This window comes from Deinococcus koreensis, from assembly GCF_002901445.1.
Classification (GTDB): Bacteria; Deinococcota; Deinococci; order Deinococcales; family Deinococcaceae; genus Deinococcus; species Deinococcus koreensis.
Map to the genome: position 1 here is coordinate 2,485,461 of NZ_PPPD01000001.1, position 25,511 is coordinate 2,510,971.

Genomic DNA, 25,511 nt, shown 5'->3' on the forward strand with positions numbered 1-25,511 from the left:
CGCGCCCCTCAGTGAGATCCCACCGTGAGATGGAGTGCCCCTATGGATACGAACGAACAGCAGCAGCAGCCACAGGCCCAGATCCATGCCACATCCGCCTCCTTGTCCAATGCCACCGTGTCCAGCGCCACTGTGACCAGCGCTGCCGAGCGCCTTGCCGCCCAGACCCACGGCCTGTACCGGGGCCAGGAGCACGACGCCTGCGGGGTGGGCTTCGTGGCCCACATCAAGGGCTATAGAAATCACTCGATCATCACCCAGGGCCTGAAGATCCTGGAAAACCTCGACCACCGGGGCGCCGTGGGGGCCGACGCACTGATGGGTGACGGCGCGGGCATCCTGATCCAGATTCCCGACGAGTTCTACCGTGCCGAGTTCGCCGAGCGCGGGGTGACGCTGCCGCCGCCCGGCGACTACGGCGTGGGCATGATCTTCCTGCCCAAGGAGATGGCCTCGCGCCGCGCCTGCGAGCAGGAACTGGAGCGCGCCGTGGTGGCCGAGGGCCAGCTCGTGCTGGGCTGGCGCGACGTGCCGGTCGACCGCGAGATGCCCATGAGCCCCACGGTCAAGGACAAGGAGCCGGTGATCCGGCAGGTGTTCATCGGCGCCGGTCCCGATACGCTGGTGCCCGACGCGCTGGAGCGCAAGCTGTACGTGATCCGCCGCCGGGCGTCGAACGCCATCCGCGCGCTGGCCTTCACGCACGGGGCGGAGTATTACGTGCCCTCCATGTCGTGCCGCACGGTGATCTACAAGGGCCTGCTGCTGGCCAATCAGGTGGGGCAGTACTACCTGGACTTGCAGGACGAGCGGGTGGTGTCGGCCCTGGCGCTGGTGCACCAGCGCTTTTCCACCAACACCTTCCCGGAGTGGCCGCTGGCGCACCCCTACCGCATGGTGGCCCACAACGGCGAGATCAACACGGTCAAGGGCAACTTCAACTGGATGCGCGCCCGCGAGGGCATCATGGCCTCGCCCGTGCTGGGCGACGACCTGAAGAAGCTCTACCCGATCTCCTTCGAGGGCGAGTCCGACACCGCCATCTTCGACAACGCCATCGAACTGCTCACCCTGGCCGGTTACCCGATGGCGCAGGCGGCGATGATGATGATCCCGGAGGCCTGGGAGCAGAACACGCTGCTGGACGACCGCCGCCGCGCCTTCTACGAGTACCACGCCGCGCTGATGGAGCCCTGGGACGGCCCCGCCGCGATGGTCTTCACGGACGGCCGACAGGTCGGCGCCACGCTGGATCGCAACGGCCTGCGCCCCGCGCGCTACGTCCAGACCCGCGACGACCTGGTGATCCTGGCCTCCGAATCGGGCGTGCTGCCCATCCCGGAAGCGCAGATCACCAAGAAGTGGCGGCTGCAGCCGGGGCGCATGTTCCTGATCGATCTGGAGCAGGGCCGCATCATCGAGGACGACGAGCTGAAAACCCAGTTCGCCTCGGCCAAGCCCTACCGCCAGTGGGTCGAGAACACCCGCGTGCCGCTGGCCGACTCCGAGGAAACCGGCACGGTCGGCGAGTTCACGGAGTCGCTGCTCGACCGCCAGCAGGCCTTCGGCTACAGCCAGGAAGACCTCAAGTTCCTGATGGGCCCGATGGCCCTGAGCGGTGAGGAGGGCATCGGCTCGATGGGCAACGACTCGCCGCTGGCGGTGCTCTCCGGGCGCAATAAGCCGCTGTACTCGTACTTCAAGCAGCTCTTCGCGCAGGTCACCAACCCGCCCATCGACCCGATCCGCGAGTCGGTGGTCATGAGCCTGGTGACCTTCGTGGGGCCGCGCCCGAACGTGCTGGACATCAACGCGGTCAACCCGCAGATGCGCCTGCAGGTCGAGCAGCCCATCCTCGACTTCGACGATATGGCGCGGCTGCGCTCCATCGACGCGCACACGCGCGGCAAGTTCAGGGCCTACGACCTCGACATCACCTACCCCGCCGAGTGGGGCTCACGCGGCATCGAGGCCAAGCTGGCGACCATCAACGCCTGGGCGGTGGACGCCATCGAGACCGGCCACAACATCATCATCCTGTCCGACCGGCGGGTCGACCGGGAGCGCATCGCCATCCCGGCGCTGCTGGCGCTGAGCTCCGTCCACCACCACCTGGTCAAGGCGGGCCTGCGGATGAAGGTCGGCCTGGTCGTGGAGACCGGCGACGCCCGCGAGGTACACCATTTCGCCGCGCTGGCCGGCTACGGCGCCGAGGCCATCCACCCCTACCTGGCGCTGGAAACCCTGCTCGACCTGCACCGCGAGATTCCGGGGATGCCCGACCTGTCGCCGCTGGGGCCGAAAAAGGCCCTCCAGAACTACATCAAGGCGGTGGGCAAGGGCCTGAGCAAGATCATGTCCAAGATGGGCGTGAGCACCTACATGAGCTACTGCGGCGCCCAGCTCTTCGAGGCCGTGGGCCTGAAGGAGGACTTCGCGCAGAAGTACTTCTACGGCACGTCCTCCAAGGTGGGCGGCATCGGCATCTTCGAGGTGGCCGAGGAGGTGCTGCGGACGCACCGGCTGGCCTTCGGCACTGACCCACTCCTGAAAGACCGACTGGACGACGGCGGCGAGTACGCCTGGCGCGTGCGCGGCGAGGAGCACATGTGGACTCCGGACGCCATCGCCAAGCTGCAGCACTCCGTCCGCAGCGGCGAGGCCAGCACCTACGAGGAGTACGCCCGCATCATCAACGACCAGTCTCGGCGCCACATGACCCTGCGCGGCCTCTTCGACTTCAAGACCGACGCGGCCGAGCCCGTGCCGCTGGAGGAGGTCGAGAGCGCTGCCGAGATCGTCCGGCGCTTCGCCACTGGGGCCATGAGCCTGGGCTCGATCTCCACCGAGGCGCACACCACGCTGGCGGTCGCCATGAACCGGATCGGCGGGAAGTCCAACACCGGCGAGGGCGGGGAAGACCCGGCCCGCTACGAGCGCGAGATGCGCGGCGAACGCATCGGCCCGGGCGAGACGCTGGGCAGCGTGCTGGGCGTGGGCGCGGACGGACAGAAGCGGGTCGAGGTCGATTACCCGCTGCTGCCCGGCGACTCGCTGCGGAGCAAGATCAAGCAGGTCGCCTCCGGGCGCTTCGGCGTGACCACCGGCTACCTGACGAGCGCCGACCAGATCCAGATCAAGATGGCCCAGGGCGCCAAGCCCGGCGAGGGCGGCCAGCTTCCTGGCGGCAAGGTCTCCGAGTACATCGGCTTCCTGCGCCACTCGGTACCCGGCGTGGGCCTCATCTCGCCGCCGCCGCACCACGACATCTATTCCATCGAGGATCTCAAGCAGCTCATCCACGACCTCAAGAACGTCAACCCGCGCGCCGACATCTCGGTCAAGCTGGTTTCGGAGGTCGGCGTGGGCACGATTGCCGCCGGGGTGGCGAAGTGCAAGGCCGACCACATCGTGATCGCCGGGCACGACGGCGGCACCGGGGCGAGCCCCTGGAGCTCCATCAAGCACGCGGGTACGCCCTGGGAACTGGGCCTCGCGGAGACGCAGCAGACGCTGGTGCTCAACCGCCTGCGCGACCGCGTGCGCGTGCAGACCGACGGGCAGCTCAAGACCGGCCGGGACGTCGTGGTGGCCGCGCTGCTGGGCGCCGACGAGTTCGGCTTCGCCACCGCGCCGCTGGTCGCGGAGGGCTGCATCATGATGCGCAAGTGCCACCTGAACACCTGCCCGGTGGGCGTGGCGACGCAAGACCCCGTGCTGCGCGCCCGCTTCCAGGGCCAGCCCGAACACGTCATCAACTTCTTCTTCTTCGTGGCCGAGGAGGCGCGCAAGATCATGGCCTCGCTCGGCATCCGCCGCTTCGAGGATCTGATCGGTCGCTCCGACCTGCTGGACACCAAAAAGGGCATCGAGCACTGGAAGGCTCAGGGCCTGGACTTCTCGCGCGTGTTCTACCGCCCCGAACTCCCGGACGACGTGGGCCGCCGCCACCTGACCACCCAGGATCACGGCCTCGACCGCGCGCTGGATCTGCGGCTCATCGAGAAGTGCCGCCCCGCCATCGACAAGGGCGAGCGCGTGCATTTCCTGCAGGACGTGCGGAACGTGAACCGCTCGGTGGGCGCCATGCTCTCGGGGGAACTCACCCGCGCCCGCCCCCAGGGGCTGCCCGAGAACACCGTCCATATCCAGATGGAGGGCACCGGCGGCCAGTCCTTCGGCGCGTTCCTGGCGCGCGGCCTGACCCTCTACCTGATCGGCGACGCCAACGACTACACCGGCAAGGGCCTGAGCGGCGGGCGCATCGCCGTGCGGCCCACCATCGAGTTCCGGGGCAAGGCCGAAGAGAACATCATCGTCGGGAATACCGTGCTGTACGGCGCCACCGCCGGGGAAGCCTTCTTCCGGGGCGTGGCGGGCGAGCGCTTCGCGGTGCGCCTGAGTGGCGCCCAGACGGTCGTGGAGGGCACCGGTGACCACGGCTGCGAGTACATGACCGGCGGTACCGTGGTCGTGCTGGGCAAGACCGGGCGCAACTTCGCGGCGGGCATGTCGGGCGGCGTGGCCTACGTCTACGACGTGGACGGCGGGTTCGAGAAGCGCTGCAACCTCTCGATGGTCAGCCTGCACCGGATTCAGCCCGAGGACGAGCAGCTTCAGAGCGCTAACCTCCGAACCCTGCACGGCGGCCAGAGCGACGAATCGCAGCTGCGTTACCTGATCGAGGAGCACCACCGCTACACGGGCTCCCAGCGCGCCGGCGAGATTCTGGACGACTGGAACGCGGCCCTGAAGAAATTCGTCAAGGTCTTCCCGCTGGAGTATCAGCGGGCGCTGAAGGAGCGGGCAGAGGGCGGAAGGCCGACGGCAGATGGCCAGAAAGAGGGTACGGTGCAGGCGGCCGACACCACGTCCATGAAAGCCAAAACGGGCAAGAAGGGCGGGCAGGGGACGTTGACGAAGTAGGCAGGTTCCGCGCTTGGCTCCTCCCTCCTTGTGGGGGAGGTTGGGAGGGGGGAACCTAAGCGTTCCACCTCTCAACCAGACCAAAATAACTTCCGCCTCCGTCGGCGCTGGTCACACGCCCCTTCCTCCAGCCCCCCGCAGCGCAGCTCCCCGAGTCCCCTACGAGTGGGGAGAAGAGAACACAACGCCTCCCCACCCCCGGAGTCCACATGTCCAAGATCACTGGTTTCCTCGAACAACCCCGCGTCAAGGAGCAGTACACGCCGCCGGAAGCGCGTCTCAAGCATTACCGCGAATTCGTCGAGCCCCTGGTCGGCGAGCGGGCGCAGCTCCAGGCCGTGCGCTGCATGGACTGCGGCATTCCCTTTTGCAACAACGGCTGCCCGGTGGGCAACATCATCCCCGACTTCAACAACCTCGTGTACCAGGACGACTGGAAGGCGGCCATAGACAGCCTGCATTCCACCAACAACTTTCCCGAGTTCACGGGCCGCATCTGCCCCGCGCCCTGCGAGGCCGCCTGCGTGCTGAACATCAACGACGATCCGGTGGGCATCAAGTCCATCGAGCTGGCGATCATCGAGCGGGCGTGGCAGGAGGGCTGGGTGCGCCCCCAGCCGCCCGAAGTGAGAACCGGCAAAAAGGTCGCCGTGGTGGGCTCCGGCCCCGCCGGACTCGCGGCGGCGCAGCAGCTCGCCCGCGCCGGGCACGACGTCACCGTGTTCGAGAAGAACGACCGGGTGGGCGGCCTGCTGCGCTACGGCATCCCCGATTTCAAGATGGAAAAGCACCACATCGACCGCCGCGTGGCGCAGATGGAGGCCGAGGGCGTGACCTTCCGCACCGGCGTGGTCGTGGGCGAGTGGCCCCGGGGCAGCCGCATCACGAACCTGAGCAAGCAGAGCGTGAGCCCCGCCGAGCTGCAGCGGGACTTCGACGCCGTGCTGCTGGCGGGCGGCGCCGAGGTGCCCCGCGACCTGCCGGTGCCGGGGCGCGAGCTGGACGGTATCCACTTCGCCATGGAATTCCTGCCGGGCCAGAACCGCGTGAATGCCGGCGACCGGCTGAGAAAGCAGCTGCGCGCCGACGGCAAGCACGTGGTCGTGATCGGCGGCGGCGACACCGGCTCCGACTGCGTGGGCACCTCCAACCGCCACGGCGCCCTGGGCGTGACCCAGTTCGAGGTCATGCCCCAGCCGCCCGAGCAGGAGAACAAGCCGCTGGTGTGGCCCTACTGGCCGCTCAAGCTGCGCACCAGCTCCAGCCATGAAGAAGGCGTGCAGCGCGAGTTCGCCATCGCCACCAAGGAGTTCCTGGGCGAGGGCGGCCGGGTCACGGGCGTCAAGACCGTGCGGATCGAATTCGAGGGCGGCAGGCTCACCGAGGTTCCGGGCAGCGAGGAGATCCACCCCGCCGAACTGGTGCTGCTGGCGATGGGCTTCGTGAACCCGATGGCCAGCGTGCTGGACTCCTTCGGCGTGGCGAAAGACGCGCGCGGCAACGCCCAGGCCGGCACCGAGGAGGGCGGCGGGTACGCCACCTCCGTGGAGGGCATCTTCGCGGCCGGCGACATGCGCCGGGGCCAGAGTCTGGTGGTCTGGGCCATCCGTGAGGGGCGCCAGGCCGCGCGGGCGATGGATCAGTACCTGATGGGCACGAGCGTGCTGCCGCGCTGAAGGCGGCGCCTGGCACCAGAGAGGGACGACTCCACTTCGGGGTCGTCCCTCCTGACGAGCCTCAGCTCAGGGCAGCGGGAACCGGCCGGCGAAGGCGTGAACCTCCTCCTTCACGGCCTCTTCCTTCAGGGCGCGGTCGATCAGGTCGGCGATGGTGGGCATGTCGGCTTCCGTCATGCCGCGCGTGGTCACGGCCGGGGTGCCGATACGGATGCCGCCGCCGTGCAGGATCTTCTCGGTGTCGTAGGGCAGCGTGGACTTGGAGATGGTGATGTGGTTGGCATCGAGCCGGCGCGTCGCCTTGGTGCCGTTCAGGCCCTGGGGGCGCAGGTCGAGCACCAGCAGGTGGTTGTCGGTGCCGCCCGAGACCACCCGGTAGCCCCTGTCCTGGAAGGCCCTTGCCAGCGCCTGCGCGTTCCGGATGATCTGCCGGGCGTAGGTCTTGAACTCGGGGCGCAGCGCCTCGCCGAAGGCGATGGCCTTGGCCGCGATGACGTGCTCCAGCGGCCCGCCCTGGTAGCCGGGGAACACGGCCCGGTCGAGCTTCGCGCCGATCTCGAGGTCGTTCGAGAGGATGATGCCGCCGCGTGGCCCGCGCAGGGTCTTGTGGGTGGTGGAGGCGACCACGTGCGCGTGGGGCAGCGCGTTGGGGTGCTCGCCCGCCGCCACCAGCCCCGCGATGTGCGCGATGTCGGCGAACAGCAGGGCGCCGACCTCATCGGCCACTGCGCGGAAGGCGGCGAAGTCGATGATCCGCGAATACGCGCTGGCCCCCGCGATGATCATCTTGGGCCGGTGCTCGTGGGCCAGCCGGCGCACCTCCTCCATGTCGATCAGTTCGGTCTCGGGGTTCACCTTGTAGCCCACGACCCTGTAGCGCAGGCCCGAGAAGTTCACCGGATTGCCGTGCGTCAGGTGCCCGCCGTGCGAGAGATCCATGCCCAGCACGACCGATCCCGGCTCGATCAGGGCGTTGTAGACCGCCAGGTTGGCCGAGCTGCCCGAGTGCGGCTGCACGTTGGCCCACGCGGCCCCGAACAGCTCCTTGACCCGCTCGATGGCCAGCGTCTCGACCTGATCGACGATCTCGCAGCCGCCGTACCAACGCTTGCCGGGGTAGCCCTCGGCGTATTTGTTCGTCAGTACCGAGCCCTGCGCCTCCCGCACGGCGGCGGAGGTGAAGTTCTCGGAGGCGATCAGCTCCAGCCCCACGCGCTGGCGCCCTTCCTCCTGCGCGATCAGGTCGAAGATCGCGCTGTCGCGGGTCGTCACGGGCTTCTCGGCAGTGGTCATGGAATTACCCTAACACCCCCGCCTCACCCGGATTGGGAGCGTGTCTTGGCAGGGGAGACGTGGGCAGGGTGGAGCCTGGCGGGGTGGCTGGAGGCAGGGTGGACCGGGCCGCAGCGCTCACCGGGGCCACCTCTCCCGGCGCCACCGGCCGGCCGATCCAGTAGCCCTGCAGCGCGTCGACGCCCAGCCCCCACAGCAGCTGGGCCTGGGCGCAGCTCTCCACGCCCTCGGCCACCACCCGCAGCCCCAGGGCGCGGCCCAGCGCGACCACCGCCTGCACGACCTGAGAGGCCGCCTGGCTCTGGGCGGCGTCGGGCCCCTCCAGTTCGCCCACGAAGGCCCGGTCGATCTTGAGCACCGAGATCGGCAACTTCAGCAGCGCCGCGAGCGAGGACTGGCCCACCCCGAAATCGTCGATGGCCACCTGCACCCCCAGGTCGAGCAGCGCGCGCAGGGTGGTGCGGGCCTGGGCTTCCTGCTCGATCAGCAGCCGCTCGGTGACCTCGATCTCCAGCGCCGTGGCGGGGACGCCGTGACGTTCCAGCGCCGTGCGCAGCGTCTCCAGAAAGCCGGCCCGTACCAGATGGGGCGGGCTGACGTTGACCGACACGCGGCGCTCCGGGTGGGCCGGGAACCACTGCGCCAGCTGCCAGCAGGCCTGATCGACCACCCAGTTGTCGAGCGCCGTCACCAGGCCGGCCGTCTCCGCGATGGGCACGAACTCCGCGGGCGAGACCGGGCCGAGTTCGGCGTCGTGCCAGCGCAGCAGGGCCTCGAAGCTGCGCTGCTGGCCGTCCCGATCCAGCTGCGGCTGGTAGTGCAGCGTGAGTTCCCGGCGCTCGTGCGCGCCGCGCAGCCGGGTCTCGATGAGCACCCGCCTGGCCGCCTCGTCGTCGTGGATGCCGGGGCGGTGCAGGCTCATGGCGTTCTTGCCGCTGCGCTTGACGGTGTACAGGGCCTGGTCGGCCCAGCGCAGCAGGGTCGCCGGATCGCGCATCTGCGGGGTCGAGAGGGCGCCCCCCAGCGAGGCGGTGATGTGCAGGTGCTGTCCGGCCAGCTCGATGGGCACGCGCAGCGCCTCGCCGATCCGGTCGCTCATGTCGCTCAGCGAGCGTTCCCCGCCGCCGGTCTGCACCAGCACGAACTCGTCGCCCCCCAGCCGGACACAGTGAACCCCGGGCCCACCCACGGCCACCAGTCGGCGCGCGACCTCCTGCAGCAGTTCGTCGCCGGCCCGGTGACCCAGCGCGTCGTTGACGAACTTGAAGTTGTCGAGATCCACGAACAGCAGCCCCACCGGACGGGGCTCGTCCAGCTCGCCCTCTTCCAGCATCCGGCTGAGGGTCGCCCGGAGCTGGGCGCGGTTGCCCAGGCCGGTCAGGGGGTCGTGGAACGCCTGATGCTGCAGCAGCACGCGGCTGTCCTCGAGTTCCGCGCTGCGCTTTTCCAGGTCGCGCAGGGCCTGGGTCTGCCGCGCCGCCACCAGCAGGGCCACCACCGCGTTGGCGATCAGCACGCCGCGCGCCGCCGGGGTGTGCAGGCTGTGCAGGCTCAGCGTCAGGCCGAAGCTGCCCAGCAGGGCCGCGTAGGGCGTGAGCCGGCTGAGAGGGCCGATGGAGCGTCTGGCGGCCGGGTGTGTGGCAGCCGGGTGTCTGGGGGCGGAACCGGGCGGGCGCGCCTCCTCCCGCGCCTCAACGGCCGTGGCCCGGTACGCCGCGAAGGCAAATACCAGCGCCGAGAGGGGCCACAACGCGTCCGGCCACTGGGTGCCGCTGTACTGGCCCCGCAGCGTGAGCAGGCTGAAGCCCAGATCCGCGGCGATAAAACCCACCATGCCCAGGGCCAGCCACCACTGGCCGTGCGGCGCGGTGCCCGGACGCCTCCAGGCCTGCGCGATCAGCAGGTTGAGCAGCAGCAGGTCGCTCAGGGGGTAGCTGGCCGCGACCAGATTCGACAGGGGATCGTGAGCCGGGTTGCTCAGCTGCGCCGCCAGCAGGACATACCACAGGTATGCCCCCAGGCACACCACCAGCGCCGCGACGTCCAGCCGGGCCGCCCCGGTGACCGTGGGCCAGCGCCGTTCGAACTGCCCGAAGGCCAGCAGGAAGAAGACGGGGAACGCCAGGAAGAGCGGGTCGGCGAGCGTGGCCGACCCGCTGGTGTCCTGCGCGGCCACGTAGAGCAGCTGCCCCAGGCCCCACAGCAGGGTTCCGGTGCCGATCAGGCGCCAGGCCCGCGGCACGGGGGTGCGGGGAGCCAGGCTCAGGATCAGGGCGCCGGCGCCCAGGACGACCGGCACGTAGGTCAGGCCGGCGGGCAGAGCCCCCAGCAGCCGGGGCAGCCCCAGACCGGTCTCCGGGAGGAGCAGCAGGGCCAGATGCAGCGCGTAGAGCCCCAGCAGCCCGAGCAACGCGGGCACGTCGGCCCGGCTCGGTCGGAGGGCGGTGGGGGGGCTCATCCCCCTGACCTTAATGTTTCCTCCATCCCTGAATCCTTACTGTGACCTGACCGGGCCGGTAGGCCGCCAGAGTGGAGCCGCTGTCCGGCCTTCCGCCGCGCCGCGCCCGAGACCTCTGATGGATTCCGCGCCATTCCGGGACATCCGGAACAGCCCTGGAGGTTCCTCGCCTCCGGCGCTCTGCGAGTCCATACCGCTTCGATCCGTGCTTGTTCCTGCGCTGCTTCGCAGCTCTGTGAGTCCTTTCTTTCAGTCGGATTGATTCCGAGCACGGAGCGGAGGGCATTCGGAATTCGTCTGCCCCTTCATCCCCAGGCGCACTTCTTTCCGGTGACGCGGGACGGGTCTAGGTCTGGGCGGATGAATTCGCGGCACCGTCCGCCGTAGAGCGTGGGCGCTGGGCGGGGGAAGCGGGCCGGCCGCTCCCCTGGGCGCCATCCTGCGTGCCCCAGCGCCCCATCGCGGCGATGATCTCGCCCAGGCTCTCGCCGCGCGGGGTCAGGGCATACTCCACGCGGGGCGGCACCTCGGCGTACACCGTGCGGGTCAGCAGGCCCTCGGCCTCCAGGTGGCGCAACCTCTCGGTCAGGGTCTTGGGCGAAACCCGGCCCAGCGTGCGCTTGAGGTCGCTGTAGCGGCGGGTGCCGGTCAGCAGTTCGCGCAGCACCAGGGTCGTCCACTTGCCCCCGATGACCGCGAGGGTACGTTCGACCCCGCATTCGGGGCCTGCCGAGGCGGCGCGGCCGTATTTCATCCCCCGAGTCTAGGGCATCAGCTCGTGCAGGACAAAGACTTCCCTCCGGGAATGGACTTGCTTTTTCCCGCCTGCTTCCCCGGATGAACCTCAACTCCTACCCTATAGGCATGACCTCTCCTGCTTCCCAGTCTCCATCCACTGCGTCCTCCAGTCCCCAGACGCTGGCCATCCTGGGCGGCACCGGGCGCACCGGTCGCCTGCTGATCGACATGGCCCTGGCGGCGGGTCACGAGGTGCGGGTGCTGGCCCGCAACCCTGAACGCCTGCACCGCCGCGATCCCCGGCTGAGCGTGGTGACCGGCGACGCCCGCAACGCGGCGGATCTGGCCGCCCTCCTGGAGGGCACGGACGCGGTGCTGAGCACCCTGGGGCCCGTGCGTTCAGACCCGGCCGGCGTGATGACCCAGGCGGCCGAGGGGCTGGCCCAGGCCATGCCCGCCGCCGGGGTCACGCGCCTGATCACGCTGACCGGGGCGGGAGTCGCGCAGCCGGGCGACCGCCCCAAACTGTTCGACCACGTCATCCGGCGCGTACTGAAGCTGGCCCAGCCCGACGTGCTGCGCGACTCGGAGGGCCACGTCGAGCGGCTGCGGCGCAGCGACCTGAACTGGACGGCCGTGCGTGCGCCCATGCTCACCGACGGCCCGCCCGCGCCCCTGAAGGTGGGCATGGTGGGCGACATCGGCCCGCGCCTGAGCCGCGCCAGCGCCGCCGCGTTCATGCTGCAGCAACTGGACAGCGACGCCCACTCGCGTCAGGCCCCGGCCATCAGCAACTGAGGAGCCCCTCCCCTCAGGCCCCCTCCGCCCCCAGTCCCAGGGTGCGCCGCACGGTTCTCAGCTCCTGCTCACCGGCCAGCACCAGCACGCTGTCGCCGGCCATCAGCCCGGTGGCGCCCTTGGGAATCAGGAACTCGCCGCCCCGGTGGATCAGGATCACCAGCGCCTCCGGGGGCAGGTGCAGATCCACGATGCGCTGACCGTCGGCCGCGCTGCCGGGCATGACCTCGACCTCCACCATCTCGTTCTTGTTGTGCCCGGTCGGGGTGTAGGTGATCGGGTAGATGGCGCGCTCTGGCAGCGCCTCGCGCACGTGCAGCCAGCGGGCCACCAGGGTCAGGGTGGTGCCCTGCAGCAGCACCGAGGTCAGCACGATGAAGAACACGATGTTGAACAGGGTCGGCGCCTGGGGCACCCCCGCCAGCAGCGGAAAGGTCGCCAGCACGATGGGCACCGCGCCGCGCAGGCCGATCCAGGCGACCATGCTCTTTTCGTTGAGCGGCATCTTGGCGTTCGCCAGGCTGAGGTACACGCTGACAGGGCGCGCCACGAACACCAGGAACAGGGCGCAGGCCAGCGCCAGCCCGGCGGTGGGCAGCAGCTCGCGCGGGTTGACCAGCAGCCCCAGGGTCAGGAACATCGCCACCTGCATCAGCCACGAGAGGCCGTCGTGGAAATTGATCAGGCTGCGCTTGTGGATGAAGTCGGCGTTGCCCAGGATCACCCCGGCGACATAGATCGCCAGGAAGCCGCTGCCGCCCAGCACGGCCGCACCGCCGAAAATGGTCAGCGCCAGCGCGATGGTCAGCACCGAGTACAGGCCCTCGAACTGCAGCTGCAGCCGGTTGAGCAGCCACAGCGCGGCCCGCCCCAGCACCAGCCCGGCCAGCGCGCCGATCAGCATCTGCCGCAGGAACAGCGGCACGATGTCCAGGACGCCCAGGCCAGGGTCGGCGATCAGTTCCAGCAGCCCGATGGTCAGGAACACCGCCATCGGGTCGTTGCCGCCCGACTCGAACTCCAGCAGCGGGTCGATGTCGCCCTTCAGGCCCAGGTTGCGCTCCTTGAGCACGCTGAACACCGCGCTGGCGTCCGTGGAACTGACGATCGCGCCCAGCAGCCAGGCCACCAGCCAGGGCAGGCCGAAGGCGAAATGCGCGAACACCGCCATCAGGCCCGCCGTGCCCAGCACGCCCAGGGTCGCCAGACTCAGGCCCCGGCGCACCACCGGGCGGGTCTGCGCCCAGTTGGTGTCCAGTCCCCCCTGGAAGAGGATGAAACACAGCGCCAGCGTGCCCAGCGCCTGGGCCAGCCGGTAGTCCTGGAACTGGATGCCCAGCCCGTCGGAGCCGAACAGCATCCCCACGCCCAGGAACAGCAGCAGGCCCGGAATGCCCAGCCGCCCCCCCAGCCGGCTGACCACCAGGCTGACGAGCAGCAGCACGCCGCCCGCCAGCAGATACAGCTCGATGTGCGCTTCCCCCATAGGCCCCCATCGTCCCACACGGCCCGGACAACGCCCGCTTACCGGACGATCACGTCCCCGGCCCTCTGTGCAATCGCCCGGTCTGCTACCCTGGTGGGCATGACGCCCCGCGCCGGTACACGTTCGCCGTTTTCCCCGCCGGGGTTCCGCTGACCTGACCACAGGCCCGGCGCGTCACCCCGCTACTGCATGTGGCGGGGTTGTTTCATTTCACAGGAGGACAGATGCAGCACGAAGCCATCACCGAAATCCAGGCCGCCCAGACCCTCGACGACCTGCAGGGCGTCAAGACGAGGTATGTGGGCAAGAGTGGTCTGGTCACGAAGGAACTGGGCACCCTGGGCAGGCTCCCGCCCGAGGAGCGCAAGGCGCGCGGTGCCGAGATCAACGCCGTGCGCCAGGCCATCGACGCCGCCCTGACTGAGCGCGAGGGCGTCCTGAAACGCGCCGCGCTGGACGCGAAACTCTCCAGCGAGGCCATCGACGTCACCCTGCCCGGCCTGGGCCTGCCCTCGGGCGGCCTGCATCCTATCAACCGCGTGTACGACGAACTGATCGGCATCTATGAGCGCCTGGGCTACGCTGTGGTCGAGGGGCCGGAGGTCGAGGACGAGCATTACAACTTCGAGGCGCTGAACGTGCCCTGGTACCACCCGGCGCGCGACCTGCAGGACACCTTCTGGCTCGAAGACGGCCGCCTGCTCCGGACGCACACCAGCCCCATGCAGATCAGGTACATGGTGGAGCACGAGCCGGCCCTGAAGGTCGTGGTGCGCGGCAAGGTCTACCGCTATGAGGCCACCGACGCCACCCACGAGAGCATGTTCCACCAGCTCGAGGGTCTGGTCGTGGGCGAGGGCATCTCCATGGCCGACCTGAAGGGCACCATCGCCGAGATGGCCCGTGGGCTGTACGGCGCCAGCGCGAAGGTGCGCTTCCAGCCCAGCTACTACCCCTTCGTGGAGCCCGGCGCCGACTTCGCCGTGTGGTGGGAGAACCCGCGGGGCGAGAGCAAGTGGCTGGAGCTGGGCGGCTGCGGCATGATCCACCCCAATGTCTTCAAAGCCGTGGACGACCTGCGCGAGGCCCAGGGCAAGGCGCGCGTCTACGAGGGCCAGACCGGCTTCGCCTTCGGCCTGGGGCCGGAGCGGATCGCCATGCTCAAGTACGGCGTGCCGGATATCCGCTATTTCTACGCGAACGATCCGAGGGTGCTGGGCCAGTTCCGGGGGGAGCTGGGATGAGGCAGGGCTTTGGGCTGTGGGCTATGAGCTTTGCAGGAGTCAGGCATGCGAGATTTTCAGGAGTTGCATGTGTGGCAGCGGGCGCACGCGCTGACGCTGCGGATCTATGAGGAAACCCGTGCCTTCCCTCCAGACGAGCGATTCGGAGTCACCAGCCAGTTGCGACGCTGCGCAGCCTCGGTCGCGGCCAATATTGCTGAGGGCTGCGGCCGGAGCAGTGACAACGAACTTGCCCGGTTTCTTACCATTGCCCTGGGCTCCCTCGCCGAAACTTCCTATTTCCTGATCCTCGTCCGCGATCTTGAATACCTGCTTCCAGACACCGCAGCGCACCTGCAAAACGACTTGACCAAGCTTCGCAAAATGCTCATCGCCTTCCATCGCCGCCTCAAACCGCTTTCCTCATAGCTCATAGCCCACAGCTCAGAGCCAAAAAAAGGACACCCATGAGACCCCGAGCCGTCGGCATCCTCCTCAACGACCACCACGAAGTTCTGCTCATCCTGCGGCGCAAGGCAGGGCGCGAGTACGCCACGCTGCCCGGCGGCGGCATCGAGGGGGGCGAAACGCCCGCCCAGGCCTGCGCCCGCGAGTTTCTGGAAGAGGTCAACCTGATCGTCGAAGTTGGGCCGCCCGTCTTCCGCCTTCAGGCCAGGGGCGACGACGACCACTATTTTCAGGTTTCGTACCGCTCCGGCGAGATGCGCCTGGGCGACGGCCCCGATGCGCCGCCCCACTCCGAGGACAACCATTACGACCCGCAGTGGGTGAGCGTCGACCGGCTGGAGGACGTGAATTTCGTGCCGTCGGAATTGAGGGACGTGGTGCGGGGGCTGGCGCGAGCGAATCCCTTACCCCACACCCTCTCCGCCAGTGGCTCATCTGAGTCCCCCCGGAGAGGGACGACAGAAAGCTGAAGCCGTGCTCCCTCTCTTCTGGGGGCTCGTAGAACTGCCTGCAGAGAGGGCCGGGGTGAAGGGTCTTTTCACCGCCGACACCCACCCGTCCAATCCGAGGTCAACCGATGAAACTCCCGTATTCCTGGCTCAAAGAACTCGTTCCGAACCTTCCGCCCCTGACCGAGCTGGAGCCGGTCTTCGCCTCACTGGGCCTGCCGCTGGAGGGCATCGAGCCCGCTCCCGCGCCCATTGATGGTGTGGTGCTGGCCTCTGTCCTGAGCGCCGAGCCCATCGAGGGCACGCAGCTCACGAAACTGACGCTGGACGTCGGCCCACACGGGCACAAGACCGTGGCCTCCGGGGCGCCGAACGCGGTCGGCCTGCGCGCGGGCACGGTGGTCGCGCTGGTCACGCCGGGCACCCGTCTGGGCGAACTCGAATACGGCGTGCGGGCCATGCAGGGCGTGGAGTCCTGGGGCATGTCCGCCAGCGCCAAGGAACTCGGGGTGGGGGAGAGCAGCGCCGGCATCCTGCTGTTCCCGGCGGGCACGGCGGTGCCCGGCACCCCCATGCGCGAGGTCTGGCCGGAGGATCAGGTGCTGGACGTGGAGGTCACCCCGAACCGCGCCGACGTGCTGAGCGCCCTGGGCCTGGCCCGCGACCTGGCCGCCTTCCTGAAGCTGGAACTGCGTGAGCCGCCCGCCGGCCCCGCCGCCCAGGGCGCGGGCGAAATCCGCGTGTCGCTGCCGCCCAGGGGCCTGACCCTGGAACGCGACCCGTCCAGAAAGCTGCGCTTCGGCTGCGACCACTTCGCGGCCCGCACGGTGTCCGGTCTGACGAACGGCCCCTCGCCCCTGTGGATGCAGCGCCGGCTGACCCTGGCGGGGATGCGGCCCATCGACCTGGTCGTGGACACCAGCAACTACGTGATGCTGGAGCTGGGCCAGCCGACCGCCCTGTACGACCGCCGCGACGTGCGAGGTGACCAGATCCTCGTGGCCTTCGGGCTGCGCCACGGCGAGGTCGTGCGCGACCTGATGGGCGGTGAGCACACGGTCGGCCCCGAAGACCTGCTCATCCTGGACGGCGCTCAACCGGAGATTTCCAGCGTCGCGGACGCGTTCGCCGCAGCCAAGGAGGCCAAAGCCGGCGACTCCGTGCTGGGCATTGCGGGCATCATGGGCGGCGACCACGGGCACGTGCGGGCCGATACGAGTGACGTGGTGATCGAGTCCGCGCACTTCGACCCGGTCGTGCTGCGCCGCACGAGCACCCGCCTGGGCCTGAAAACCGACGCCGTGTACCGCTACGAGCGCGGGGTCGATCCGCTGCTCGCGCCGAAGGCCGCCGACCGCGTGGCGGGCCTGCTGGGCGAGTATGGCGGCGGCGCCGCCCACCCCGGCGCCACCGTGGTGGGCGAGCCGGAGGTGCCCGGCCCGATCTCCGCCACTGGCGAGCAGATCCGCGCCCTGCTGGGGATGCACGTCGACACCGCCGAGATGCGCGACATCCTGACCCGGCTGGGCGGCGTGGTGGGCGGCGAGGGCGACACCCTCACGGTCACGCCGCCGTCCTGGCGCGTGGACATGACGATCTGGCAGGATCTCGCCGAGGAGGTCGCCCGCCTGCACGGGTACGCCGAACTCCCCGAGACCCTGCCCACCCTGCGGCTGCACGCCAGCAACATCGGCGCCTCGGCCCAGAACGATGCCCGCCAGGCCCTGCGCCGCACCCTGGCCGGGATTGGGGCCCAGGAGGTCGTGACCTACACCTTCACCTCCGACGAGGAGGCGGGGAGGGCGCGCACCGAGCCGCCCACGGCCCGCCTGAAAAATCCCATGACCGCCGAGCGCACCGGGCTGCGAACCGCCCTGTTCCCCAGCCTCCTGCGGGCGGCCCAGGCCCATCCCAAGGGCGAGCGCACGCTGCTGTTCGAGATGGGGCGGATCTTTCCGCAGAGCGGCGAGGCCGAGCGATTGGGCCTGCTGATGCGCGGGCCGCTGGCCGCCCCCACCTTCCAGCCGGGCGTGGCGGGCAGTTACGGCGCCTTCAAGGGGCTGGTCGAGGCGCTGGCGGGCACGCTGGGGGCCGGGCTGGAGGTGCGTCAGCTGCGCGGCGACGCCGTGCCCCCGGCGCTGCACCCCGGCATCGCCGGCGAGGTCGTCTGGAACGGCCAGGCCATCGGCTGGCTGGGCGCCCTGCACCCCGAGATCGCGCAGGAGTTCGGCCTCAGGGACGACACCTTCATCCTGGAAGTGGCCCTGCCGCTGCCGGGCCGCCCCTGGGCCTTCCGCGACCCCAGCCGCGCGCCCGCCGCGTGGCGCGACCTGGCGGTCATCGCCCCGCAGGAGGTCAGCTACGGCGAACTCTCGGCCCTGCTCCGGCGGGAGGCGGGAGAGCTGCTGGAGAGCGTGGAGCCCTTCGACGTGTACAGCGGTGAGCAGGTGGGGCCGGGCAAGCGCTCGGTGGCCGTTCGCCTGATCTTCCGGGGCCAGAAGACCCTCACGGACGAGGAGGTCGATCCGGTGATGGACAGGCTGATGGCCGCCGTGCGGGCGCAGGGGTGGGGGATCCGGGAGAAGTAGGGGCGAGGGGCTGTGAGCCCTGAGTCATGAGCTCTGAGGAACCGAGGGTCAGGGCTGCGTGCTCTGGCCCTCTTTCCAGTGCCTCAGGTTGGCCCGGATGAGTTCGCCGCTCAGTTCGTCGTCGGCCGGCAGCTCGTCCACACCGAACCAGGCGGCTCCCAGCACCTCGCCGGCCTGGAGCGTGAGGACGCCGCCGACCCCGTGCGCCCGGTACAGAACCGAGACATAGTCCACCACGTCGCCGTTGGGAGAGGTGAAGCGGTAATCCGGCCCGGCGAACATCTCCAGCGGTTCCAGCCGGTTCGCCATGAGTCCCGTTTCCTCGCGCAGCTCGCGGGCGGCGGTCTGCTCGAAGCTCTCGCCAGGTTCCAGGGAACCGCCGGGCAGTGTCCAGAGGCCGGTGTCGCCGTGCCGCAGCAGCAGCAGGCGGTTCTCCGCATCGGTGACGAGCACATTCGCGCCGGGAGCGAAGAGGGGGCGGGAGCCGACGAAGCGCCGCAGCTCCCGCAGGAAGTTGCCCACGGGTGGCGCGGGTGGGGTGGGTTCGAGAGGCAGCGGCGGCAGGCCCACGCGGGCACGCAGCAGGCTCATCTTGGCGCGGTTGATGTTGGCGCTGAGTTCGGGCAGGGCGTCTAGGGCGAACCACGCCAGCTCCAGCGTCTCGCCGCTGTCGTCGGGCCGCGCACCGTCCAGGGCGGCGGCGGAGAGCGTACCATGCGCCCGCATCCCCAGCAGATAGATTTCGTCGCCGTTGGGGTAGCGGTGCCAGGACTCCGGCCCGCTGATCAGGCCCTCAGCCACCGGCAGCAGGCTCAGGTCGGGGCAGACCAGCCCCGTTTCCTCCAGCAGTTCGCGGCGCGCCCCGGTCAGGAAATCCTCGCCGGGTTCCAGGGCGCCGCCGGGCGTGCCCCACAGGCCATCGTCGCCGCGCCGCTGTAGCAGCACGCGGCCGCGCTCATCCTGAATCAGCAGGCCCACGCCTACCGAGATCAGCGGGCGGTGGCCCCAGACCTTCCGAAGTTCCATGAGGGCGGACATGGGCCGCACAGTACCGCAGCCCGCCACTGTTCCACTCGACTCCACCCAACGAAGACGGCCGGGAGCGCGAAGCTCCCGGCCGTGTCCGCATCAGACTCTCAGGGCTGCAGGTCGGCCAGCGCCTCGGGCAGGTTCTTCTCGACCAGCACGCCGTTCCTGACGTACTTCACGCGCACCTGATCGCCGGGCTGCAGGTCAAGGTCGCCGCCGTCGGCCAGCGGCCCGAAGGCGCTCAGCGCGGCGGCGCCGTTGTACTTCACGCCGGCGTTCAGGCTGCCCCTGATCTGCTGGAAGGGGTTCCGGGCGTTCAGGGCGGTCGCGCTGAAGGTCAGGTTGCCCAGGTCACGCAGGTAGACGCGGGCCTCCACCTCCTGCCCCGGCAGTTTGACGCTGCCGGACAGATCGGCGCGGGTGGGCGTGAAGCTGAAGGTTCTGGGATCGCAGCGGTTCTCGGTCTTGCCCCGGATGTCCAGCGCCGCGTCCAGGCTGGCGCTGCGGGTCCTGGTCTTGTACTGGGCGCTGGCCCCGGCGGTGATGCCGGCGTCCGTCCAGGCATAGTCCAGGACGGCCTTCGCTGCCGGGCTCGCCTGCTTGCCGGCCCAGCCGTCGAAGCTCAGGGCGGTCGGGCCCACCAGGAAGAAGCAGGCGCCGGGCGTCAGGCTCATGGTGGCCTGCGCCGCGAGCGTGCCGCCACGTTTCAGGATCGCGCTGGCCTTCGTGAACACTTCCGTCTGCACGAGCCCGGCGTAGTCGGTGTGCTCGACCCACACGCTGGGGGCGCCGCCCAGATGCCAGTCCACCTCCATGTAGAAGCCGCTGTACTGGTTGTCCAGCACGAGCTTGTCTCGGGGCTCGGGCGAGTAGCTGGACACACCGGCCCTGGAAATCGTCTGGGTGCCGGTCTGCATCGGCTCGCGGCGGATCGGCGTGGTGACCAGCCCCTGCAGCCCGCGGGGCCCACGGCCCATGCTCCGCAGCAGTTCCTGACCCAGCCGGGCGGGCGAGTCGAGGCTCAGCGTCACCGGCTGGCTGGGGCCGCCCAGGGCCGCGACCAGCGCCGCCAGATCAGGATCCATGTCGGCCGGATCGATCATGCCGCTGACGGTGACGGTCGCCTCCTGCGCCTTGACCGGCACCTGCCGGACATCCAGCGACTGCGCGGTGGGAGAGGTCGGGGCGATGGTCGCCGGATCCTGGGTCACGGGGGGCTGGGTTCCGCCCTGCGGCCCACAGGCCGCCAGGAGCAGGGTCAGCGAGGTCAGGGCCAGGGTTGGGAGAAGCTTCATGGAGTTCACATTCCCACTTTAGGCATCCCTTCAGCCGTTGTCGCGCCACTATGACCACCCTCCAGGCCTCCCGCCGGGTGGACGACAGGCCACGCCGCACCGTGCCGCCGGTTACGCACCCGCCCTGCGCGTCTGCTATGCTGCTGTGCTTGACCGGGGCCGCCAGAGTGTCCCGCCTGGAGGTGGAACATCATGACGGCTGCCGAACATATTCAGGAGACGCTGTACCCCGCGCCGATCAAATCGGTCGAGGCCGACAGTCCCGCCGAGCGTGCGGGCGTGCGCGCCGGCGACCTGCTGCTGCGCGTGAACGGCGAGGCCGTGACCGACGTGCTGGCCTACCGCCACGCGCTCTCGCAGGGCCGCGCCACGCTGGAGATCGCGCGCCCCGGACAGGCCCCCCAGGTCATGACCGGCGTGCCGGGCACCGCGCAGGATCACCACCGCCTGCTGATGCCGGCCGCACCCACGCTGGACGAGACCTTCACCTTCGAGGTCGAGTGGGAAGACCCCGGCGTGGAGTTCGAGGAAGTGCTCTTCGACGGCATCCGCAAGTGTGCCAACAAGTGCGACTTCTGCTACGTCCACCAGATGCCGCGCGGCTTCCGCAAGAGCCTGTACATCATGGACGACGACTTCCGCCTGTCGTTCCTCTACGGCTCCTTCGTGACCCTCACCAATCTGACCGAGACGGACATCCAGCGCATTGAGGATGAAAACCTCTCGCCACTGTACGTGTCGGTGCATACGGCCAACCAGGACTTGCGCCAGGACATGATGAAGTGGTGGCGCCTGAAGGTGAAAGATCCCCAGGCCGTGCAGATCCGCGACATGATCGAGCGCCTGGAGAACATTGACCTGTACACCCAGATCGTGCTGGTGCCGGAGCGCAACGACGGCGATCACCTCGACGAGACCGTGGAGTACCTGTCGAGCCGCCCCAACGTGATCAGCGCGGCGGTCGTGCCCATCGGCCTGACCTCGCACCGCACCAACCTGCCGGATGTCCGCACCTTCACCCGCGAGGAAGCGCAGGACGCCCTGCGGCGCCTGAACGTCTGGCGCAAGCAGTTCCTGGCCGAGCGCGGCACCCGCTTCGTCTTCCCCTCCGACGAGCTGTACCTGCTGGCCGGCGAAAGTCTGCCCAGCGAGGAGGAGTACGAGGGCTTCCCGATGCTGGAGAACGGCGTGGGCATGATCCGCGACTTCCTCACCGAAGGGCTGCCGGAGCTGCCGGCCGCGCTGCCCGAGCCCCGGAAGGTCATCCTGGGCACCGGGTCGCTGTTCGCCGAATCCCTCGACCGCGCCGTGAAGCCCCTACGCGCGATCGAGGGCCTGACGCTGGAGGTGCGCTCGGTGGAGAACAAGACCTTCGGCAAGGTCACGACCGTGGCGGGCCTGCTGACCGGGCGCTGCTTCCGGCACGCGGTGAAACCCGGCGAGGCCGACCTGCTGATCGTGCCGCCCACCACCCTGCGCTACGGCACCGAACTCATGCTGGACGACGTGAGCCTGGGCGAGCTGCGCCAGGAGTTTCGCATGGACGTGCGGGCCGGCGGCGCCACGCTGGGCGAGCTGGCCCGCGTGATCCTGCAGGGCGCTCAGAGCAGCGGCCACCAGTGGGGCATGAGCGCCCACGCGGTCAAGGACGGCGACGAGCCGCAGGCCGCCCGCATCGCTGAGCAGGGGATGCGCGGGCAGGCGTAGGGGGAACTCCGCTGCCCCCGTCCCCGTATTCCTGGGCATGAGAGCCCTGTCCCTGATTTTCGGTGTCCTCGCCGCGCTGGGTCTGCTGCTGGGCCTGCTGCCCTTCTTCGGCTGGCTGAACTGGATCTTCGTACTGCCCCCGGCCGTATTGGGGCTGATCTTCGGCGCCCTCAGCAGGGATCGCGGCGCGACCACCCTGAGCGCCGTGGTGGCCGTCCTGGCCGCCCTGCGCCTGATGCTGGGGGGCGGGCTGCTCTAAGCGGAGTTGCGTATCTTGCGCGTCCTGAACACCTCTGCTACTCTGCACAGGCTCAGAGGCCTGAGCAGCCCGGGTCCTTAGCTCAGTTGGTAGAGCATCGGTCTCCAAAACCGAGGGTCGTAGGTTCAAGTCCTGCAGGGCCCGCCACAGAAAAACTCCCGCCCCGTGCGGGGGTTTTGCATTTGGGCTGGGCGTGTTGAGGTTCGGTGTAGCGGGTCTCTCCCTGGCCTTCGTTAGGCGCGCATCGATGAAAAAGTGTCATCGGCTCTTTCGAGGTGCCCCCTCCAGTGACGGCGAACGCCGGCCCGACCACCTCTGCGCGCTTCCACCTTGCCGTTCGTATGGCCGGGCTGTGCCGTTAGGCATGTGCATCTCATTTGCCGGGGCGACACTGACCTATACCGGCCGGATCGGGAGGTGCGTGGTGCGTTGGAGCGACAAAATGGTGATCTGCCTGCCCGCGGTCGTGATCGGCCTGGGCATTTCGCTGTCCGATTCACTGCAGACCCGGTGGCCCGGCCGCGCGCCTGAAGCCTCCCTGGAGGCTCGACTGACCCCGGACGGAGGCCCTGTGGGCGGGGCTGTTCGGCCTACGGGCGAGCTGTTTGCGATCCCCCCGGCCCTTCGCTGGGCGCGCACCCAGGAGACTCCCGTGGTTCCCGCCGAACCGTTGGGGCGCCGGGCGCCGGCGACTCCCTCTCCCGTGGTCAGCGTCCGTCTCCCCGAGAGGCCCGCCCCGCGAGTCGCGGCAGCTCCCACTGCTCGCCCTGTCCTTCCCCAGGGCAGGCCCGTCGCCAAGGCGGCCCCCACGCCAGACACGCGGGCCCGAGGCCTGACCTCACCGGCCCCGCGCGTGGTGCTGAGCGTCAGCGCGCCCGAGGCCTCCCGTCCTCCCGTCAGGATCGTGGCCGCGCCGCCCTCGCCGCCTCTGCGTCCGGCGTCCCCACTCCGGAGTCCGGACGCTGCGGTTCCATCAGCGTCGCCCGCGCCGAGGCCGTCCACATCCAGGCCGGCGGCACCGAGGCCGCCTGCCCCGCAGACCGCCGTAGCGAAGCCAGCTGCACCGAGGCCAGCTGTACCGAGGCCGACCACATCCACACGGCCTTCAGCGGCACCAGCTGCCAGAACCGTGAGCATCCTCAGCCAGTCTGTGCCGGCCCCCCCTGCTCCGCAGGCTTCCCGACCGGCCCCACTCCCGCCTCGACCGGCTCCGGTGCTCAGACCGCCAGCACCCCCGCCCGCTCCGGTGGTGCAGCGTGCGCCCCTGGCCTCCCGGCCGGCTCCCGCCCCGCCGCTCATGCCCACGCCCGACGACCCCATGCCACAGCCGGTGCTCACCTCTGATCTGGTGGAGCCGCCTGCGCCGCCCGCTCCACCTCCGTCCGACCCCCCTCCGGTTCAGACCCCCGAGCCTGCGCCCGTGACGCCGGCTCCTGTGCCGCCCCAGCCCGACCCGGCCCCGGTGCCGCCGCCAGCGCCCACACCCGCCCCAGTGCCGCCGCCCGCACCTGCTCCACAGCCCGTCCCGGTTCCGGCGCCGCCACCTTCCCCCGCGCCCCCAGCCGCGAGCGACGAAGACCGGGACAAGGGCAAAGGCGAAGACAAGGACAAAGAGAAGGGCAAGGACGAGGAAAAGGACAAAGGGAAGGGCGAGAACAAGGGCAAAGACGAGGGCAAGGGAAACCCGGGTAAAGGCGGCAAGCCTTAGTCTGGTGCACTCAAACTCGTTGAGAACTGGAAGTCCTTCAGGGGAACTGGTGGTCGATGGAGGCCGGGTCTGCACGTCAGCGACGCCCGCGAGATGGCTGGACGGTCGCTCAGTAAGAGGGCGGCGTACCAGACAGGCCGACCGAGCCGGCCGAATTGGAGCATGCGACTTGGCGCCCATTTCCTGCCAGGACAACTCTGGCGCTCATTCCGGCCTCAGCCGTAGCGTTTCAGGAACTCGTCGCGGGGCAGCCAGGCCATTTTCGGCACCAGGACGCTGGAGGCCTGGGTGGTGCCATGGACGAGGCGCAGCACCCGGAAGCCCAGGGCATACACGCGGGCGCGGGCGGGGGGCAGCTCCAGCAGGGTGAAGCCGGCCTGTTCCAGCGGGGCGTAGAACAGCGTGACTGCGAAGACCGCCTGCGCTCCGTGCAGTTCCGGACGCTCCTGCAGGGCCCGCCCCACGTCCTTCAGGCTTCGCAGGTAGGCGCGGTAGGCCCCCAGGGCGCCGCGCGCCGCCAGCCCCACGATGCGTGCGGAATCCAGATGCAGTTCGGCCGTGGGTATGGTGCGGGGCAGCGGCAGCGGATCGGGCGCCGACGGGAGGGGCGCGACCCGCATCACCCCGTCGGCGCGCTGGGTGAGGTCGATGACGTGGTGCTGGCGGGTGAAGTTGGCCTCCACGGTCTGGGCATAGACGTGCAGCAGCAGGTCGCGGGGCGTGGCGCGGCGCAGGCCCGACAGCTCGCGCACGGGGCTGGGGCGGAAGCCGTTGGTGTGCAGCTCGTCCAGGCGTGCGGCCAGCTCGGCCGGAGCGATCCGCACGGTCTGGCCTGGCTGGGGGGTGGGGCCCGGCAAGGGGAGGGGCCGCACGCCCCGTGCGGCCAGCGCCTGCCAGCCGGCCCAGCCGGGTTCCGTCTCGCCGGCCTCCCAGGCGGCCACGCTCTGGCAGGCGGCCACGTCCAGCGCCGCGAGGCCAGCGGCGGAACCGGTGCCGGCGATCTCGTGCCCGGCCTGGGCGGCGGCCCGCACCGTGGCGGCCTCCTGCAGGGCCAGCGCGGCGGGAATCAGCAGGGTGGCGCTCAGTCGCCGGTGCTCCAGCACCCTCAGGGCCTGGAGCAGCTCGTCCGCGCTGTGCACGGGCACGCTCAGGCCCAGCTGGGGCAGGCCGGTCTGGGCGGCGGACTGCGCCCCGAAGGCGCCGGCCCGGAGCAGGGCCCGCCGGAGTCGCGGTGCGGCAGAGGGCGTCACTGGCCTGAACTGTAGCGGGTTTCCGGCTCCGGAACTCCGGGAGCGGATCGGCTCAAGGCCCTCATCCGGAAGTCAGGCGACACTCTCATGTCCGGCGTCGTATGCTCCTCTAGCGATGCTTCAGGAAACCTTAAACTTTCAGGAGTGGGTTCTCTCCGGC

At 69.7% G+C, this 25,511-nt stretch carries 16 protein-coding genes and 1 tRNA gene; 10 read left to right on the plus strand and 7 right to left on the minus strand.

What is annotated here, in order from left to right:
• The first annotated feature begins 117 nt into the window (after positions 1-117).
• Positions 118-4,926 (plus strand): glutamate synthase-related protein, encoded by a 4,809-nt coding sequence (locus CVO96_RS11725; protein ID WP_279327009.1) that lies wholly within the window; start codon positions 118-120, stop codon positions 4,924-4,926.
• Positions 4,927-5,135: 209 nt separating this feature from the next.
• Positions 5,136-6,602, plus strand: a complete 1,467-nt coding sequence (locus tag CVO96_RS11730; protein ID WP_103312385.1) for a glutamate synthase subunit beta — start codon at positions 5,136-5,138, stop codon at positions 6,600-6,602.
• 66 nt (positions 6,603-6,668) lie between these two features.
• Here CVO96_RS11730 and glyA read toward each other — a convergent pair whose 3' ends face one another.
• From glyA to CVO96_RS11745, 3 genes are all read right to left on the minus strand, one after another.
• The gene (glyA, locus tag CVO96_RS11735) at positions 6,669-7,895 is read right to left on the minus strand and encodes a serine hydroxymethyltransferase (RefSeq protein WP_103312386.1); all 1,227 of its coding nucleotides are present in this window, start codon (positions 7,893-7,895) and stop codon (positions 6,669-6,671) included.
• A 4-nt stretch (positions 7,896-7,899) separates the two neighbouring features.
• Complete coding sequence (locus CVO96_RS11740; protein ID WP_103312387.1) at positions 7,900-10,353, minus strand: putative bifunctional diguanylate cyclase/phosphodiesterase; 2,454 nt, start codon at positions 10,351-10,353, stop codon at positions 7,900-7,902.
• Positions 10,354-10,699: 346 nt separating this feature from the next.
• Complete coding sequence (locus CVO96_RS11745; protein ID WP_103312388.1) at positions 10,700-11,107, minus strand: winged helix-turn-helix transcriptional regulator; 408 nt, start codon at positions 11,105-11,107, stop codon at positions 10,700-10,702.
• A 110-nt stretch (positions 11,108-11,217) separates the two neighbouring features.
• Between CVO96_RS11745 and CVO96_RS11750 the strand changes: the two genes are divergently transcribed.
• A complete protein-coding gene (locus tag CVO96_RS11750) occupies positions 11,218-11,889 on the plus strand; it encodes an NAD(P)-dependent oxidoreductase (protein WP_103312389.1) in 672 nt (223 codons plus the stop codon).
• Between the two features lie 13 nt (positions 11,890-11,902).
• Here CVO96_RS11750 and CVO96_RS11755 read toward each other — a convergent pair whose 3' ends face one another.
• Positions 11,903-13,375 carry a potassium/proton antiporter gene (locus CVO96_RS11755; RefSeq protein ID WP_103312390.1) on the minus strand — a complete coding sequence of 491 codons (1,473 nt, stop codon included), beginning with the start codon at positions 13,373-13,375 and terminating at the stop codon, positions 11,903-11,905.
• 224 nt (positions 13,376-13,599) lie between these two features.
• Between CVO96_RS11755 and CVO96_RS11760 the strand changes: the two genes are divergently transcribed.
• From CVO96_RS11760 to pheT, 4 genes are all read left to right on the plus strand, one after another.
• Positions 13,600-14,619: a phenylalanine--tRNA ligase subunit alpha gene (locus CVO96_RS11760; RefSeq protein ID WP_103312391.1), complete on the plus strand. Its 1,020-nt coding sequence runs from the start codon at positions 13,600-13,602 to the stop codon at positions 14,617-14,619.
• A gap of 45 nt (positions 14,620-14,664) precedes the next feature.
• Positions 14,665-15,027, plus strand: a complete 363-nt coding sequence (locus CVO96_RS11765) for a four helix bundle protein (protein WP_103312392.1) — start codon at positions 14,665-14,667, stop codon at positions 15,025-15,027.
• Positions 15,028-15,065: 38 nt separating this feature from the next.
• Positions 15,066-15,536 carry an NUDIX domain-containing protein gene (locus CVO96_RS11770; protein ID WP_103312393.1) on the plus strand — a complete coding sequence of 157 codons (471 nt, stop codon included), beginning with the start codon at positions 15,066-15,068 and terminating at the stop codon, positions 15,534-15,536.
• Between the two features lie 107 nt (positions 15,537-15,643).
• Positions 15,644-18,103, plus strand: a complete 2,460-nt coding sequence (pheT, locus tag CVO96_RS11775; protein WP_103312394.1) for a phenylalanine--tRNA ligase subunit beta — start codon at positions 15,644-15,646, stop codon at positions 18,101-18,103.
• A gap of 48 nt (positions 18,104-18,151) precedes the next feature.
• Here pheT and CVO96_RS11780 read toward each other — a convergent pair whose 3' ends face one another.
• The gene (locus CVO96_RS11780; RefSeq protein WP_103312395.1) at positions 18,152-19,141 is read right to left on the minus strand and encodes an NUDIX domain-containing protein; all 990 of its coding nucleotides are present in this window, start codon (positions 19,139-19,141) and stop codon (positions 18,152-18,154) included.
• A 98-nt stretch (positions 19,142-19,239) separates the two neighbouring features.
• A complete protein-coding gene (locus tag CVO96_RS11785; RefSeq protein WP_103312396.1) occupies positions 19,240-20,427 on the minus strand; it encodes a hypothetical protein in 1,188 nt (395 codons plus the stop codon).
• Positions 20,428-20,619: 192 nt separating this feature from the next.
• On the opposite strand from CVO96_RS11785, the gene CVO96_RS11790 reads away from it, so the two are divergent.
• The 3 genes from CVO96_RS11790 to CVO96_RS11800 all read left to right on the plus strand — a co-directional run bounded on the left by CVO96_RS11790 (position 20,620) and on the right by CVO96_RS11800 (position 22,540).
• Positions 20,620-22,134 (plus strand): DUF512 domain-containing protein, encoded by a 1,515-nt coding sequence (locus CVO96_RS11790; RefSeq protein WP_103312397.1) that lies wholly within the window; start codon positions 20,620-20,622, stop codon positions 22,132-22,134.
• A 37-nt stretch (positions 22,135-22,171) separates the two neighbouring features.
• Positions 22,172-22,393 carry a hypothetical protein gene (locus tag CVO96_RS11795; RefSeq protein WP_103312398.1) on the plus strand — a complete coding sequence of 74 codons (222 nt, stop codon included), beginning with the start codon at positions 22,172-22,174 and terminating at the stop codon, positions 22,391-22,393.
• A gap of 71 nt (positions 22,394-22,464) precedes the next feature.
• A tRNA-Trp gene (locus CVO96_RS11800) sits at positions 22,465-22,540 on the plus strand.
• A 1,776-nt stretch (positions 22,541-24,316) separates the two neighbouring features.
• Here CVO96_RS11800 and CVO96_RS11810 read toward each other — a convergent pair.
• A complete protein-coding gene (locus tag CVO96_RS11810; RefSeq protein ID WP_103312400.1) occupies positions 24,317-25,351 on the minus strand; it encodes a YkoP family protein in 1,035 nt (344 codons plus the stop codon).
• Positions 25,352-25,511: the final 160 nt, after the last annotated feature.